The following is a 14,826-nucleotide window of genomic DNA, read 5'->3' as shown; positions in this document are numbered from 1 at the left end:
TATTCTAACAGCGAAGCGATCTTTGTTCTATTTAGCTCTATTTACTGAATCATCTCCGCCCCTTCCGGCCTACCATAGACTCTTGAGTCCATCACAACCGTTGTTAACATCGGACTTACAAATTTTGTTTCACTTTTTACAGTAGTTGGTTGGTTGTTCGCCACGTTATACCAAGTCATAGTTTCTGGCAATAATAAACCTTCCACCTCTTGCCAATTGCCGTATTTTATAAAGTTAAAGTCTTTACTTTTTTCGTCTTTACCAAAAGTTACGGTATAGGCTAACCAAGCCATTTTATTGGTATCTTGATCATAATACATAATATATTCATCATCTGGAGACTCGCCGACGCCGCTTTCGTACGAAATTTGAATGCCTGGGTAGGTTTTGCCTTCAAAAACCAAAGGTTCTGCTTCGGCATACATAATGCCGTCATCGGCCAAGACAAATGGCATGGCGTAAAAATAGAACATCAAGTTGTAGTAAAACTTCGGATTTCCTTCATATTTAGTATTCTCCCTATTCTTCATCCAAAGCACTTCGCCATCAAAACCAATCGTATGTTTTGGCATTTCTATCAAGGTATAACGATCTTTTAAATCGGTGGTGGTAATTTCATAACCGCCCGGCTTTTCAACAGAAAACTCCAATGTTGACATCTCATTCCAGGTATCGAGGCCACCGTGGGCATCAAAAACTTTGGTGATGTTCTCAGGATAGGCACTTGTGGTCACGTCGAGCTCTTCTTCGATATAGGGTTCACTCTCAACCTTTGTTTCCGGGGTTTTGTCTTTACAAGAAACCATGACTGTAATCAGCATCAATAAATAAAATGTGTTTTTCATATAAATTTCATTTTCATTCCCTCGCCAATCTAACGCCAGATTGGAAAGAGGAAATATGATTAGTGTTTAGAAATTCCCATAAAGCGGAAATCAGTTTAGTTAAATCGTCGACAAATTAAGAATTTTAAACACGAATTTCACGGAATGTCATAAATTTCTATAAGGGTCTCAATATCACAAATCGGATAAACCATTTGAATACGACTATTGTTCTCTCATATTCAGTAAATTTGCAAAAGCAAAATACCACTCATCTGTGAATAAAGAAATATCCAGCGTTCAAAACCCTTATATCAAAGAGCTCTATCAGCTCAAAGAAAAGTCCAGGGACCGAAAAAAATCGGGATTGTTTTTAATTGAAGGCGCACGTGAAATTAGTTTGGCCATTAAAGGCGATTATCAACTTGAAACCATCTTGTATTATCCTGAGTTATGCTCTGAAACACAGCTCAACAGTCTAACCACCCAGCAACAAACGACGATAGAAATATCCAAAGAGGTCTATCAAAAACTGGCACACAGAGATACGACGGAAGGTGTGATTGCCGTGGCCCAAACCAAATCGCACGATTTAAAAAACATTGTATTCAAGTCAGAAAGCCCATTAATTCTGGTTGCAGAAGCTCCTGAAAAGCCAGGTAATATCGGTGCGATTTTAAGAACTGCAGATGCAGCGAATGTAGATGCAGTCATCATTGCCAATCCAAAAACCGATTTGTACAATCCCAATATCATCCGCAGTAGCGTGGGTTGTATTTTCACCAATCAGATTGCCATGGGCTCCACTTCTGAAATTATTGCATTCTTAAAAGAAAAGCAGATCTCCATTTACTGCGCTGCATTACAAGCATCAGAAGTGTATACCGCACAGGATTTCACAAAAGCTACCGCCATTGTGATGGGTACCGAAGCTACAGGTTTGAGTGACGAATGGCTACAACAATCCACTCAAAACATCATCATCCCCATGCAAGGCGAAATTGATAGTATGAACGTGTCCGTTGCCGCAGGAATCCTTATTTTTGAGGCCAAGAGACAGCGAAATTTTCTATGATTATCTCGCAAAGGCGCAGAAGTAATTTTAGACCGTATCCCGATTTCACAACAGTAATTTATGAATACTAAAAAATCTGAAAAATTAAAAATCAGTCCGAATTCCAGAGAAAAATCCAACACTTAATTTTTCTAAAGACTGAAGACTGCCAACTGAAGACTGCCAACTAAAGACTGCCGACTGAAAACTGCTTACTGAAGACCAAAAATATGACACCCACATCCCTATTCTACATCATCATCGCTATCATTATCATCGATTTCATAGTCGATAAAATTTTGGATGCCTTAAACGCCAAACATTATAACGATCCGATTCCTGAAGAGTTGACTGATGTTTATGATCAGGCAGAGTACCAGAAATCACAAGACTATAAAACCACCAATTATAAATTCGGGTTGATCACCTCAACTTTTTCATTGGTATTGACCTTGGCCTTTTTAGGTTTAGATGGTTTTGAGTTTGTTGATACAATTGCACGAAGTTATAGTGACAATAACATCATCATTGCGTTGATCTTTTTTGGGATCATCATGTTGGGAAGTGATCTCCTCAACACCCCTTTCTCCTATTATCAAACCTTTGTTATTGAGGAACGTTTTGGTTTCAACAAGACTACTAAAACAACTTTTATTTTGGACAAGCTTAAAGGTCTATTGATGATGGCCCTTATTGGCGGCGGACTTTTAGCCCTAATTGTTTGGTTTTACGAGGTAACCGGAACGTACTTTTGGCTGTATGCATGGGCACTGGTAGGAGTTTTCAGCATCTTTACCAATATGTTTTATGCGCGACTAATCGTGCCAATATTCAACAAACAAACGCCATTGGAAGCAGGCGACTTAAGAGAGAAGATTTCAGCTTATGCCAATTCTGTAGGTTTCAATCTTGATAAAATCTTTGTCATCGACGGTTCCAAACGCAGCACCAAAGCCAATGCCTATTTCTCAGGATTCGGCAGTGAAAAACGTGTCACGCTTTACGATACCTTGGTCAACGATTTGGAGGATGAAGAAATTGTGGCCGTTCTGGCACATGAGGTTGGGCATTATAAAAAGAAGCACATCATTTTTAATCTGATTGCATCCTTGCTACTTACCGGATTGACCTTGTTTATCTTATCTGTTTTTATTTCGAATCCGTTGTTGTCCAATGCGCTTGGTGTGGAGATCCCAAGTTTCCATGTCGGCTTGATTGCTTTCGGACTGCTCTACTCGCCTATTTCTGAATTGACCGGATTTGTGATGAACCACTTCTCCCGAAAATTCGAGTACCAAGCGGATGATTATGCGAAGAATACTTACAAGAGTGAACCATTGGTAAGCTCTTTAAAAAAGCTCTCCAAAAACAGCTTGAGCAATTTAACACCGCATCCTGCGTATGTCTGGGTGCATTATTCGCATCCGACACTTTTGGCGCGGGTTAGGAATTTGAGGAAATAGTGCATAGAAAATCATTTCTTTTTATTTATATATTTAGACTATATTGTTCAATAAGAATGAAAAAGTGGTTTTAAGCGGTCAAACGAAATACTTATTAGCACTTTTGGGACTTGCATAAAGAAGCTACCTGCAAGCTAAAAAACAAACAACCGATAAATGAAAAATCTATTTTTAATCATCATCCTTTTAACAATGATATTTTCATGTAAACAAAAAAGTGAAACCTCGATTATAGTCGAAAATAACAATACTGCAATAAATGATAGTCTAACAAAAAAATTAGAATTAGCTTATGATAAAGATGCAATTATGGGGTTTTCAGTTTCCGTAGTGAATGAAAAAGGATTGATTTACGATAAAGGTTTTGGATTTACTGATATTGATCAAAATAAAGCATACACTTCAAGTACAACACAAAACATTGCTTCAATATCTAAAACACTAATAGGAATATCTTTGTTAAAGGCACAAGAATTGGGGAAATTAAATATAAATGATCCTATCAACAAGTATTTACCTTTTAAAATCATTAACCCAAATCATCCTGAAACTCCAATCTTAATCAAGCATTTGGCTTATCATACTTCTTCTATTATTGACCTTGATGAAATTTATGCAAAATCCTATGTTTTAACTAAAAATGAACACGCTGACAATGAAGGTGTTTTTGACTATTTCAATAAACCTGAAACCAATATTTCATTGTTAAGTTTCATTCAAAATAGTCTTACACAAAATGGGAAATGGTACACAAAAAACACATTTTCAAATACTAAACCAGGAGAAGAGCGAGAATATTCAAATATTGCGGCGGCTCTGTGTGCTTTAGTAATAGAATCTGCAACTGGTCAAGATTATCGTTCTTTTACCAAAGACCACATTTTGAAACCATTAAAAATGAATAGTTCTGGTTGGACATCAACGGAAATTGATTCAACAAAACGTTCTCGATTATTTGCGAGCAAAGAGAAAATGATAGCTGAATATTCACTTATAACTTATGCTGATGGTGGGTTTCTAACATCGAGTCACGATTTAGGTTTGTATTTATCTGAACTAATAAAAGGCTATGCTGGAAATGGGAAATTACTCAACAAAGAAAGTTATAAAAAACTCTTTGAAAAACAGCACTCTTTAAACAACGAAAAAACTGAAGACTATGGTATTTTCATTGAATTCCGTGGTGGTTTTTTAAACATTAAAAATGATATGATTGGTCATAATGGGTCTGACCCAGGCGTGTTTACAGCGATGTATTTTAATCCGCAAACTAAAATAGGAAAAATAGTTTTGGTAAATACGGATACGGATTTCACAGATAATGTATGGCCCGAGATAGAGCAAATATGGAAAACGTTATCAGAGTATGAAGATATAATGAATAAATAAAAGCCAGCAGGTAATAATGTGTATAAGCAACCAGCCCGAAAGAATCGTTCTGGCGGGTGGCTTGTCCTTACCTACTTGGAAACCATTCACACTAAAAAGCGTGACAGGACGGTTTTTCCACAGGCAAGTACTCGTTTGGAATTGTCCGTAACAAACCACTCCACAGCTCATATACATAAACTTTTTACTTCAAAAAAAAATGCACAGGCAACCTTTTCAAAAGAATTAGCGTCTATTAATATGAAGGGGGGTAAACAAACGCTTATTCCCAAACTAAAAATCATTAATAAATTCTAAGTAAAAAAAGTAAATATGAAATTAAACAAATTAATAGTTTCACTTCTTGTATTCTCTTTATTATCCAGTTGTGCAGGCTCTAAAATGAATAAAACACTTCAAGAAGGAAGTATAGTTCAAAAAGAATTTAAAGTTACCGTGCCGTTTGAATACCGTCAAGGGCTTATTATCCTCAAAGTAACCATCCAAAACGAAATTTACGACTTTATTTTAGACACTGGATCCTCTAATGTACTATCAAAAGAATTGGCAGATAAACTTAAAGTTATACCATTGGGCAGTGAGGATATTACTGATATTAATAACAAAAGCCAACAACTCAACTATACCAAAATAGACGATATTCAAATAGGAGGCATTAATTTCAAAGAAACGATTGCTGCCATAGCAGACTTCAATAGTGGAGATCTTGCGTGTTTAAATGCCGATGGTTTTATTGGTTCAAATTTAATGCGATTTGCGGTTTGGGACTTCGATTTTAAAAATCAATTAATTACGATAACAGATGATGAACAGAATTTGAATGTTCCGGCAGATGCTATAGAATCAAAAATATTTATTGGTGCAGCATCTAAACCATCTATAACCACTGAAGTAAATGGAGGTAAAGCATTAAATAATCTGGTTGATTTAGGCAATAATTCAAACGCAAGTCTATCCTACATTACTTTTTCTAAGAAAAAGAAATCTCAAAAAATAACCAATTATATAAAAGGCTCAGGTTATACAGGGATAGGCTTGTATGGCAAAAGCGAGCCAAAAAATGAGTATTCTGCAAAAATTGACCAAATAAAAATTGGCAACCATAGCATAACAGATAAAGTAATGAGCGTTAAAGATGGTAAAACAAACTTGGGAATTTCATTTTTTAAAAATTATAGGTTGATTTTGAATTGGAAATCAAAAAGACTAAAGATGATTCAAGAAAGTGCTTCTCTTAATACCGAATTAAACCATTTCGGTTTTAATCCCACTTTTGAAGGAAACAAAATGTATGTTGGTTTTATTTATAATGATACTGAAACATCACAAGTTTTACAATTTGGAGACCAAATATTAAAAATAGACAGCATCGATTACAGCAATCTCACTAATGATAAAAAATGCGAATTAGTCAGTAATGGCATAATACCAAAAGGGACTAGTGAAATGCAAATAAAAGTATTAAGAAATGAGGAAGAATTAGACTTTCAGTTAAAAAAAACAAAGCTTCTTTAGACGATCGTAAAGCCGAATAGCCGTGTGTAATTAATTAACCGGTTCTTTTCTATTGACGAAAATCTTCCACGCTAAAAGCGTGAAAGATCGGATTTTCTACTTGTGATGTTTGCTAACTTACTCGCTTAATCCCCTGCTATCGCGAGCGTCCCGCTCGTGCCCAAAAATACTACCGGCCACTATAACTCATATTATAGTTTTAAAATATGTAGTTCTACTTATAGGAAAGTTTAGGGAAAGGTGGTAGATTGGAGATTGAAAATTTAGATAACTAAAGTTGCTCCTATTGGCACGATGAGGGGAGATATGAATACGTATAGTGCTTATAAATGTAAGTTGTGGTGCATTTAAAAGCAACCTTCTGGAAATCCGAAAACTTCTGTTTTAAATCCAAATTTTTGATTATATCTGTATCTAACTGGATACAGTAAATGATTGTCATTTAAAAGACATCTGAATTTGATAAGTGGATTAGAAAGCTGAAAGATATACGTGCGAAATCCAAAATACTTTTCCGAATCTAGAAACTTGAAACTGATGAGCATTTTGGATATTGTAAGCCTGTTGGAGATGGAATTAGTGAAATGCGAATTAATTATGCCAAAGGTTACAGAGTGTATTTCAAAGAAAAAGATAATAAAATCGTAATACTTTTAATTGGTGGAGATAAATCTACTCAACAAAGAGACTTAGAGAAAGCGAAAAAAATCTGGAACAGAATAAATGAGGATTGATATGGAAACAACTAAATTTGATATAGCAGACTATTTGGACAGCGAGGAAATGATTGCTGAATATCTAAATACAGTTCTTGAAGATGGAGACAGTTCTGACTTGATAGTTGCAATCGGACATATTGCAAAGGCAATCGGAATGACTAAAATTGCGGAGAAAACCGGTATGAGCAGACCAAGTCTTTACAAGGCATTATCTGACGGAGCGAAACCACAATTTGGAACGATAATGAAAGTCCTGAAAGCAATAGGTGGACAAATAAACGTGAAACCAATGTCAGCGTAAAAAAAACGCACCACAACAAGCCGTGTATAATTAATGGCTGGTTCTCGCCTACTTACGAAAATCCTCGCGGATTTTCTATTCGGTATTTATTTGCTGAATTAGGTGCTTAACCACGCCACTCATCATGCATAAAAACGCTGTGTGTAATTCCTCCCATTTCTGGAAAAAATTAATCTCTAAAAGCTAACCTTTCAAGAAAATCTAAAAACACTAAAAGTCGATTTTCAGAACATTAAAAAAACCTTACTCAGAATTCGAAGAGTTGGATGTTTTACCAATTTTTGGTACATTTGAGAAAAGTAGAAATAAAATGAGCAAAAACACATCAATATCACTCGGAAATTATTTTGAAGAATTTGTTCAAAGTCGAATCAAGGAGGGGCGATTTAAAAATGCAAGTGAAGTTATAAGGGCTGGATTGAGGCTTTTAGAAGAAGAAGAAACTAAGGTCATTGCACTGAGGAACGCAATCCAAGACGGCATTGATAGCGGAATCGCGCACGATTTTGATCCTAAAAAGCATCTTGAATCTCTAAAATCGAAAAAGAACTTAAATGGCTAATTTTAAGCTTACAAACAAAGCCGTTGAAGATTTATCGAAAATCTGGGATTATACGTTTGAAGTATGGTCAGAAAAGCAAGCGGATATTTACTATGAATCGCTAATTTCTGACTGTCAAAAAATTGCTGACAACCCAAGTTTAGGAAAAAACTATAACGAAATTACTCAAAATCTTCTTGGAATAAAATCGAATAGACATATCATTTTCTATCGAACAATGAATGATAACTATGTTGAAATCACAAGAATTTTACACGAGAGAATGGATTTAAAAAAGAGAATAAACGAATAAAAACTACACACCACAACGTGTCTAAGCAACCAGCCCGATAGAATCGTCCTGGCGGGTGGCTTGTCCTCGCCCACTTGGAAAGGTTCGTCCCAAGATACGCCACAGTTTTAAGATAAGCTTCACCCAGAATTTTTAAAAATGAATTCAGACTTCCAAACCGAAATAGTTAAAACCAAAGAATATAGCAAAGTGTTTCGCCTCTTCATTACAATACTTTTTTTGATCACAACTGTTTATCTCTTTTTTATTGACAAAGAGAACCAAAACATATATTTAAAATACGCCGCATTTTTAATATACTTAATTGGAATTTTTTATTTATTTGGTCAGTCTTTTATAAAACCGAAAACTATCGGGGTTTTTAAAATATCCGATGGGATAATCCATATTGAAAAAGATGGATTGAAAAAAAACGTGACGCTAAATCAATTAGAAAAAATCTATTTGAAATACACCGATTATGGCAGCTGGTCCACACATTCCATATTTGGAAATAAGAACTATATCGAGATCACTGAGACATCTGGAGAAAAACACAATTTCGAAATTCTTTTAAGAAATAGAACATCAAAAAATGATTTAGAGCGTATTTTAAATAGTGGCGAATTTCAAGAGAAATTTGCTTTTAGACAACTAAAGAACTCACGAACAGAATTCAAAAAAACTTAAGCCGCGTACAACCAAAATAATACCATCAGTTATTTGTCAACAAATTGATCAGTCATGAAAAAAGAAGTTTTAATCATATTAGGCAGTCCAAATTCACCTTCCGGAAAACTAAGTGATATTTCGCTATGCCGATTGAATTATTGCGTCAATCATTATAAGACAGGAAACCTCATACTTTGTACGGGAGGATGGGGCGAACATTTTAATACTTCAGAACATGCGCATGCCTTATTGGCAAAACAGTATTTGATTGAAAACGGAATACCAGAAGCCGTTTTCTTAGATTTTGCCTTGTCAGGAAACACCGTTGAAGATGCCGTAAAAGCAAAAGAAATCCTATCTGCATTGGAAAATATTAAGCTGACAATTATTACTTCCGATTACCATGTCAATAGAGTAAACCTTATTTTTAATGAAATATTGAAAAATTATACGATGGATTTTATTGGTGTGAAAAGTAATTTGGATAAGGATGTTTATGATGCGTTAGAACTGCACGAAACAAAGGCAATAAATGCGATCATTGAGAATGGGCTTTACTATTAGTTAAGATGCGTTTGGGAATAGCTCAAAATGAGTTGTAATATCTACGTCGCCATTGTTGGTGTTTTCCATAAACAGTTTCAAAACAGCTCTTGACTTCATTCTTTAAAAGAACTGGGCAAAGATGACTCAAAAAATTCTGAACATAATAGTTATATTGGTACTCCGATAAATGAACTATCAAACATTTTAAGAAACAGACCGATGAAAATCACATTTAACGAAAAAGAAAAGTCGATTGAGATAAAAGATGGATTAAAAACACAGTTTTTATTACTGAAAATCTCGCTGGGTTTTGTGCTTGCCAATTCCGTTCTTTTTCCAGTATTTGTTTTGGATAAAAAGCAATTTGAATGGATGGGCTTTATCTGGATACTTCTTGGACTTGCTATAATCGTCTTGATAGCTTATCAATTATTAAAAAAAACAGCATCTGAAAAACTGAAATTATCGGACATAAGTTCGCTAAACGAAAAGCAGTTTTTTGGCAGAAAGATGTTGCGTTTAAAACTTAACAACGGCAAAACGAGAGATTTGATAGACGTTAAAAGCCAAAAAGATATCTCAGAGATAAAAGAGTTTTTTAACACGATTGGAATTCAAACGAGTTGAATCTCTTATAACCCTACGAGATTTCCAATACTTTACACAAACAAGAATTTTTCGCAACTGTGGATGTCCTCAAATTTTTCGCCACTGTTGGTGTTTTCCTCCAACAGTTTCCAATTGTTGTTTATAAAACCTTGAATTCCTTATAAATCTCAGAGATGCTATCTTATCGATACCTCATCCACAAAAATCCAAGCATCTCCCTCTCGAATATGCCATTCTGGTAATTGACCTCTATTTTTTGCGGTGATTTTAATAATACTGACATTTTGTTTTTCAAAATCTGTTTCGATTCTTTTAATGATTGGATCTCTGTCCTTAATCGTTTCAAACGTTTGGTTGTAAACCGTTTGATAGTTTTTCCCATCTTTTGAAATCTCGATAGTGACCTCAGTCGGCAACATGACCGATGTAGAAGACAGATGTTGGAAAAAGTTCAATCCAATATATGACAAGGTCGTGGTTTCTCCTAAATCCATAATCACCTCAAAATCCTTTTGAGGAAGTCCCTGCCAGTTGGAATCGTCACCTCGCGCATTTCCATATTTATTGTCAAACAAAGCTTGATCCCCACCACCGCTGTAACTTTCATTATAAGGATTGATATAGGTTACCTTAGTTTTCTCTGTGAACTTTGTAGAAAGCAATTTTTTCAATGGAAACCCAATGGCTTCACCATTTCTAAATGTTTGGGCATATAAATCAATCGCATCAGAATAATGGATGGGCTTTGAATAAAGCTCCGAAGTCATGGAAGGCTCAGAACCATCCAAGGTATACCGAATGTCATAAATACCCAGTTCATTATTTAATTCGAGCACCTGATTTTTGTTATTTTTATCATACGTCACCTTATAGTCCGGTGAAAGCGCACTCCAGGCAAAGTTATAGCCCAAGGCTTTTAATCTATCAAAATGAACATCGATATTTTTTATGAATTCCTCTTCATTTTTCTGATCTGGAGCCGTCCAAAGCGCTTCTGAAAGTGCGGATAGTCTTGGCAACATCATATATTCAATATGGCTTAAGGATTTAATCTGCTCAGTCCAAAGATTGGCCTGTCCACCTAGGATATGATGTCTTTTATCTGCTGCAATATCATCCGGAACGGGATTGAAATTATACACTGCCAGTAAGTTATTGTAACCACCCCATGCCGGTGGCTCAAACTCACCTGTACCTTGATTATAATCAAAATATAAAGGTGCAGCGGGCGACATGACCACATCATGTCCAGCGTTGGCAGCTTCAATTCCGCCTTCAAAGCCTCTCCAAGACATAACGGCGGCTCGTTCTGGCAATCCACCTTCTAAAATCTCATCCCAACCTATTAGCTTTCTATCCTTCGAATGCACAAACTTCTCCATACGTTTTACAAAATAGCTTTGCAGTTCTTCGCCATTTTGCAAACTCTCGTCTCGCATTCGTTTTTGACATCTCTTACAATTCAACCAGGCCTCCTTCCCTACTTCATCCCCACCAATATGCAGATATTGATAGGGAAACAATTCCACAACTTCATCAATAATATTCTGTAAAAATTCAAAAGAGCCGTCATTTCCTGCACAGTAAACGCCTGTGTTTTCGGCATCTTCGCAAATAAACTCAGGATAACATTGTAAGGCTGCTTCCGAATGTCCAGGCATTTCAATTTCCGGAATCACATCAATATAACGTTCGGCAGCGTAGGCTACAATTTCTTTGATATCGTCTTTGGTATAAAAACCACCATAGATTTCGCCTTCACTATCCTTATAAGTCACCTCAAAGTCTTCCCAAGGTTTTTTATATTCCTTTACTTTCCTCCAGGCTCCCTTTTTAGTCAATTCTGGATATTTATCAATTTCAATTCGCCAACCAATGCCATCTACCAAATGCCAATGCAGCTTGTTCATTTTATGCATGGCCAAAATATCAATGACTTTTTTAACCGAATCTTTTTCCAAAAAATGACGCGACACATCCAACATCATCCCGCGCCAGCCAAACTCTGGACCGTCAGTAATATCGACAAAATTAAGTACAGGTTTCTTTATTATGGTTTTTGGGGTCAGCAACTGCTTCAAGGTCTGTATCCCATAAAACACGCCGTGGTAGGAATTGGCAGTGATTAAAACGCCCGATTTAGAAACTTCTAATTGATAGGCTTCGTCATCAGTTTCGTCGTTGTTCACTATTAACTGTATGGCATTCGATTGAGATTCAGATGAGATTTCTATATTCAAATCAAAATTCTCATCCAAAAACGACTTCAATTCAGCAGCATTCCAATTCCCTTCCTTTGAATCCTCAGCTACAATAGTGGTGTTTTCTGTAATTAGAAAAGTTCCATCTTGATAATTTATAAAATTAGGCTGTGGAATGATTCCGGTTTTTTCAACGGCCTTCTTTTTACAGGAAAACGCCATGAATAAAACACAGAGCAATAGGGCTTTGAAATATCTCATCATTTTAAAATCGAAAGTGAAGTGGTTATCTTAAGAGGGTCAAGATAATTAAATTTCACAACAGATCTCTCGTTTAACGATCTTTCAATCCTAATGATTCTTTATTGCAAGAATATTCTACGGCCTATTTTATTAAGTTATTTCCAATAAGTTTTGTATCTTAAGCAGTCCAATAATAAAATTCACTTATGAAAAATTTATTTCTATTATCCACACTAGTTTGTTTCTCGTCAGCCATTGGCCAGACAAAGATACCAACTGTAGAAAGCCAAATTAAAACTGCGCTTTATGCCGCTCCTGAAATGTATAAAGAAGGTGCAAAAATTCTGGGCTATAACCAAGAAGGCGAACTGATCACCATACGTGAGGGCAACAACGGCTTGGTCTGTCTGGCGGACGACCCCAACAAAGATCGCATTAGTGTATCGTGTTATAGCGACAAGCTCGAGGCCTATATGGCCAGAGGTCGTGAATATATTGCTGAAGGAAAAACTGAAGTAGAAAAGCGAGAACTCCGTAAAAAGGAAATCGATGCAGAAGCATTGTTGATGCCAAAAGAGCCCGCTGCAGTTTATGTGGTGAACGCCAAACAGGAAGATCACGATTTTGAAAGTGGTGAATTGAAAAACAGTAGAATTCGGTATGTATTATACAGACCTTATATGACTGCTGAAGAAACCGGTTTGCCTACCCAACCTGGATTGCCAGGCATGCCATGGCTAATGGATGCCAATACGCACCGTTCGCACGTTATGATCACACCTGCAGCCGAAAACTAAAACATCTACTTTCCTATAAAATATAAATATGGGTTTTTGCTGTATTTCAGCGAAATAACAACGACTTCTATACTATAAATCTCAAAATAATGAAGAAAACAATCTATATAATCAGTTTAATAGCCTTGGCTATCAGTTTCTTCTTGATCATTCAATATCCAGGTTCCAGCAGAATGAATATGATTGCGGGCGGTCTTGCCACTATAGGATTTGTGCTGAATATTATAGGTTCTTCATTAGTGAAAGTGAGACAAACTGTAATTTAAACCTTTGCCACTGTTGGTGATTGACCTTAACAGTGGCAAAATTATTTCATACCTTTTATATTCTCACAATAGAATACTTCGTCTTTATAATCAAGAGGAGAATTTGTAATACCCACATTTTAAATAGGCGCCTTCCTTGAACGTAACGGGATGATCACTATCGTGATAGGTTTTGTCTTGGATTACAAATTGTCGTCCAGTGGAACGAAGTGTGGATTCGTTGATCTCAAAAAAGTCATCGGCCACTACACGTGATGAACACGAAGCCAATACCAAAACACCATTCTTAGATACCAACTTAGCACCTAATCGTGCCAATTGGGTGTACTTATGTTTTGCCGTAGCTACTTCTTTTTGGCTCTTTGCAAAAGATGGCGGATCGATAACCACCACATCGTAGGTATTTCCCTCTTCAACCAATTGTTCAAGAATTAAAAATGCATCGCCAGCCAATGTCAGATGGTTGTCAACACAACCATTTAAAGCCGCATTTGAAGTTGCCAATTCCAAGGCTTGTTTACTAATGTCAACGCTAGTCACTTCTTTTGCCCCACCAGCCAAAGCATGGACTGAAAATCCACCTGCATAAGAAAAAACATCCAGGACGGTTTTGTTTTTGGCTAAGACGCCGACTCTCTTTCGGTTTTCGCGATGGTCTAAAAAATAGCCTGTTTTATGGCCTTTAATCACGTTCGCGGTGAACAGCACACCGTGTTCGACAAATTCTACTTCTTCGTTTTCCAACGTCCCGTATAAAATCATGCCGTCCTGTAAATCAAAATGATTATGTGCTTGAAGATTGCGGCTAAGTCGCAACACCACAGTTTCACATTCTGAGACCTCAATCAACACCTGTAAAATGTCCTTTAAATAAGGAAACCAAATGGCCGAATACAATTTCACAACCATCACATTGGCGTAAACATCTGCGATAAACCCTGGGAAGCCGTCATTTTCACCAAACAATAAGCGGTAACTATTGGTGCTTGTCGCCAAGAGTGGTTTTCTTAAAGCGAAGGCTTCGTTTATCTTTTCTGAAAAAAATGACTTATCAATAGCTTTTCCGCTATAATAATGCAGCATTTTAATTTGAATGGGCGACTCAGGATCGTACAAGCCAACGCCGTACAGGTCATTGGATTTCTGTCGGAATAAAATGGCGATATCTCCTGCCTCTCCTGGTTTGTTGATCTTCTCAATGTTTTTTGAGAAGATCCACGGATGGGCAGTTTGCATAACCAGCTTTTCAGCTGCAGGGTTTAATTTGACGGCTAATCGCTGTACTTGGATATTCGGAAGATCGTAGTGAAACATATTAAATGGAAAACATACAAATTTAGCCTTATAAATACTATTTACTCCCGGACATGGATATTATTTTTTAAATTGTACCA

The 14,826-nt window shown here is 36.4% G+C and carries 15 protein-coding genes and 1 pseudogene; 13 read left to right on the top strand and 3 right to left on the bottom strand.

The window, feature by feature from the left end; all coding sequences use genetic code 11:
- Positions 1-41 precede the first annotated feature (41 nt).
- Complete coding sequence (locus tag J4051_RS03950; protein ID WP_208232560.1) at positions 42-845, bottom strand: DUF6503 family protein; 804 nt, start codon at positions 843-845, stop codon at positions 42-44.
- 256 nt (positions 846-1,101) lie between these two features.
- Between J4051_RS03950 and J4051_RS03945 the strand changes: the two genes are divergently transcribed.
- The 11 genes and pseudogenes from J4051_RS03945 (at position 1,102) to J4051_RS03895 (ending at position 9,943) form a co-directional block, all read left to right on the top strand.
- Positions 1,102-1,899 carry a TrmH family RNA methyltransferase gene (locus J4051_RS03945; RefSeq protein ID WP_208232559.1) on the top strand — a complete coding sequence of 266 codons (798 nt, stop codon included), beginning with the start codon at positions 1,102-1,104 and terminating at the stop codon, positions 1,897-1,899.
- 209 nt (positions 1,900-2,108) lie between these two features.
- Positions 2,109-3,341 carry a M48 family metallopeptidase gene (locus tag J4051_RS03940; protein WP_208232558.1) on the top strand — a complete coding sequence of 411 codons (1,233 nt, stop codon included), beginning with the start codon at positions 2,109-2,111 and terminating at the stop codon, positions 3,339-3,341.
- Between the two features lie 156 nt (positions 3,342-3,497).
- Positions 3,498-4,730 (top strand): serine hydrolase domain-containing protein, encoded by a 1,233-nt coding sequence (locus J4051_RS03935; RefSeq protein ID WP_208232557.1) that lies wholly within the window; start codon positions 3,498-3,500, stop codon positions 4,728-4,730.
- A gap of 312 nt (positions 4,731-5,042) precedes the next feature.
- Entirely contained in the window at positions 5,043-6,245 is a 1,203-nt protein-coding gene (locus tag J4051_RS03930) for a retropepsin-like aspartic protease (RefSeq protein WP_208232556.1), read from the top strand.
- A 551-nt stretch (positions 6,246-6,796) separates the two neighbouring features.
- Positions 6,797-6,979 (top strand): annotated as a pseudogene (locus J4051_RS18955) (type II toxin-antitoxin system RelE/ParE family toxin); the annotation flags it as partial.
- A gap of 1 nt (position 6,980) precedes the next feature.
- Entirely contained in the window at positions 6,981-7,265 is a 285-nt protein-coding gene (locus J4051_RS03920; RefSeq protein ID WP_208232555.1) for an addiction module antidote protein, read from the top strand.
- Between the two features lie 310 nt (positions 7,266-7,575).
- Entirely contained in the window at positions 7,576-7,827 is a 252-nt protein-coding gene (locus tag J4051_RS03915; RefSeq protein ID WP_208232554.1) for a type II toxin-antitoxin system ParD family antitoxin, read from the top strand.
- Entirely contained in the window at positions 7,820-8,119 is a 300-nt protein-coding gene (locus J4051_RS03910) for a type II toxin-antitoxin system RelE/ParE family toxin (RefSeq protein ID WP_208232553.1), read from the top strand. The genes J4051_RS03915 and J4051_RS03910 overlap by 8 nt, the downstream gene beginning before the upstream one ends.
- 138 nt (positions 8,120-8,257) lie before the next feature.
- Positions 8,258-8,788 (top strand): hypothetical protein, encoded by a 531-nt coding sequence (locus tag J4051_RS03905; protein ID WP_208232552.1) that lies wholly within the window; start codon positions 8,258-8,260, stop codon positions 8,786-8,788.
- A gap of 54 nt (positions 8,789-8,842) precedes the next feature.
- On the top strand, positions 8,843-9,334 hold the full coding sequence (locus J4051_RS03900; RefSeq protein WP_208232551.1) for a YdcF family protein: 492 nt from the start codon (positions 8,843-8,845) through the stop codon (positions 9,332-9,334).
- A gap of 201 nt (positions 9,335-9,535) precedes the next feature.
- Complete coding sequence (locus tag J4051_RS03895) at positions 9,536-9,943, top strand: hypothetical protein (RefSeq protein WP_208232550.1); 408 nt, start codon at positions 9,536-9,538, stop codon at positions 9,941-9,943.
- Between the two features lie 158 nt (positions 9,944-10,101).
- On the opposite strand, the gene J4051_RS03890 is transcribed toward J4051_RS03895, so the two are convergent.
- Positions 10,102-12,387, bottom strand: a complete 2,286-nt coding sequence (locus tag J4051_RS03890; RefSeq protein WP_208232549.1) for a glycoside hydrolase family 20 protein — start codon at positions 12,385-12,387, stop codon at positions 10,102-10,104.
- Positions 12,388-12,575: 188 nt separating this feature from the next.
- Here J4051_RS03890 and J4051_RS03885 point away from each other — a divergent pair, with 188 nt between their 5' ends.
- Positions 12,576-13,166, top strand: coding sequence for a hypothetical protein (locus J4051_RS03885; RefSeq protein WP_208232548.1), 591 nt, complete (start codon positions 12,576-12,578; stop codon positions 13,164-13,166).
- An 89-nt stretch (positions 13,167-13,255) separates the two neighbouring features.
- Positions 13,256-13,432: a hypothetical protein gene (locus J4051_RS03880; protein ID WP_208232547.1), complete on the top strand. Its 177-nt coding sequence runs from the start codon at positions 13,256-13,258 to the stop codon at positions 13,430-13,432.
- A gap of 90 nt (positions 13,433-13,522) precedes the next feature.
- Here the strand turns inward: J4051_RS03880 and J4051_RS03875 are convergent, their stop codons facing one another.
- A complete protein-coding gene (locus J4051_RS03875) occupies positions 13,523-14,746 on the bottom strand; it encodes a class I SAM-dependent rRNA methyltransferase (RefSeq protein ID WP_208232546.1) in 1,224 nt (407 codons plus the stop codon).
- Between the last annotated feature and the right edge of the window lie 80 nt (positions 14,747-14,826).

Source organism: Gelidibacter pelagius, from assembly GCF_017581925.1.
GTDB lineage: Bacteria > Bacteroidota > Bacteroidia > Flavobacteriales > Flavobacteriaceae > Gelidibacter > Gelidibacter pelagius.
The sequence above is the reverse complement of the archived record's forward strand: the minus strand, read 5'-3'. Positions and strand labels throughout refer to the sequence as shown.

Excerpts from the sequence above, each read along its gene's own strand:
- J4051_RS03880 (WP_208232547.1), top strand. The coding sequence starts at position 13,256 with ATGAAGAAAACAATCTATATAATCAGTTTAATAGCCTTGGCTATCAGT.
- J4051_RS03910 (WP_208232553.1), top strand. The coding sequence starts at position 7,820 with ATGGCTAATTTTAAGCTTACAAACAAAGCCGTTGAAGATTTATCGAAA.
- J4051_RS03905 (WP_208232552.1), top strand. The coding sequence starts at position 8,258 with ATGAATTCAGACTTCCAAACCGAAATAGTTAAAACCAAAGAATATAGC.
- J4051_RS03935 (WP_208232557.1), top strand. The coding sequence starts at position 3,498 with ATGAAAAATCTATTTTTAATCATCATCCTTTTAACAATGATATTTTCA.
- J4051_RS03915 (WP_208232554.1), top strand. The coding sequence starts at position 7,576 with ATGAGCAAAAACACATCAATATCACTCGGAAATTATTTTGAAGAATTT.
- J4051_RS03950 (WP_208232560.1), bottom strand. The coding sequence starts at position 845 with ATGAAAAACACATTTTATTTATTGATGCTGATTACAGTCATGGTTTCT.
- J4051_RS03875 (WP_208232546.1), bottom strand. The coding sequence starts at position 14,746 with ATGTTTCACTACGATCTTCCGAATATCCAAGTACAGCGATTAGCCGTC.
- J4051_RS03900 (WP_208232551.1), top strand. The coding sequence starts at position 8,843 with ATGAAAAAAGAAGTTTTAATCATATTAGGCAGTCCAAATTCACCTTCC.
- J4051_RS03895 (WP_208232550.1), top strand. The coding sequence starts at position 9,536 with ATGAAAATCACATTTAACGAAAAAGAAAAGTCGATTGAGATAAAAGAT.
- J4051_RS03930 (WP_208232556.1), top strand. The coding sequence starts at position 5,043 with ATGAAATTAAACAAATTAATAGTTTCACTTCTTGTATTCTCTTTATTA.
- J4051_RS03920 (WP_208232555.1), top strand. The coding sequence starts at position 6,981 with ATGGAAACAACTAAATTTGATATAGCAGACTATTTGGACAGCGAGGAA.
- J4051_RS03890 (WP_208232549.1), bottom strand. The coding sequence starts at position 12,387 with ATGAGATATTTCAAAGCCCTATTGCTCTGTGTTTTATTCATGGCGTTT.
- J4051_RS03940 (WP_208232558.1), top strand. The coding sequence starts at position 2,109 with ATGACACCCACATCCCTATTCTACATCATCATCGCTATCATTATCATC.
- J4051_RS03885 (WP_208232548.1), top strand. The coding sequence starts at position 12,576 with ATGAAAAATTTATTTCTATTATCCACACTAGTTTGTTTCTCGTCAGCC.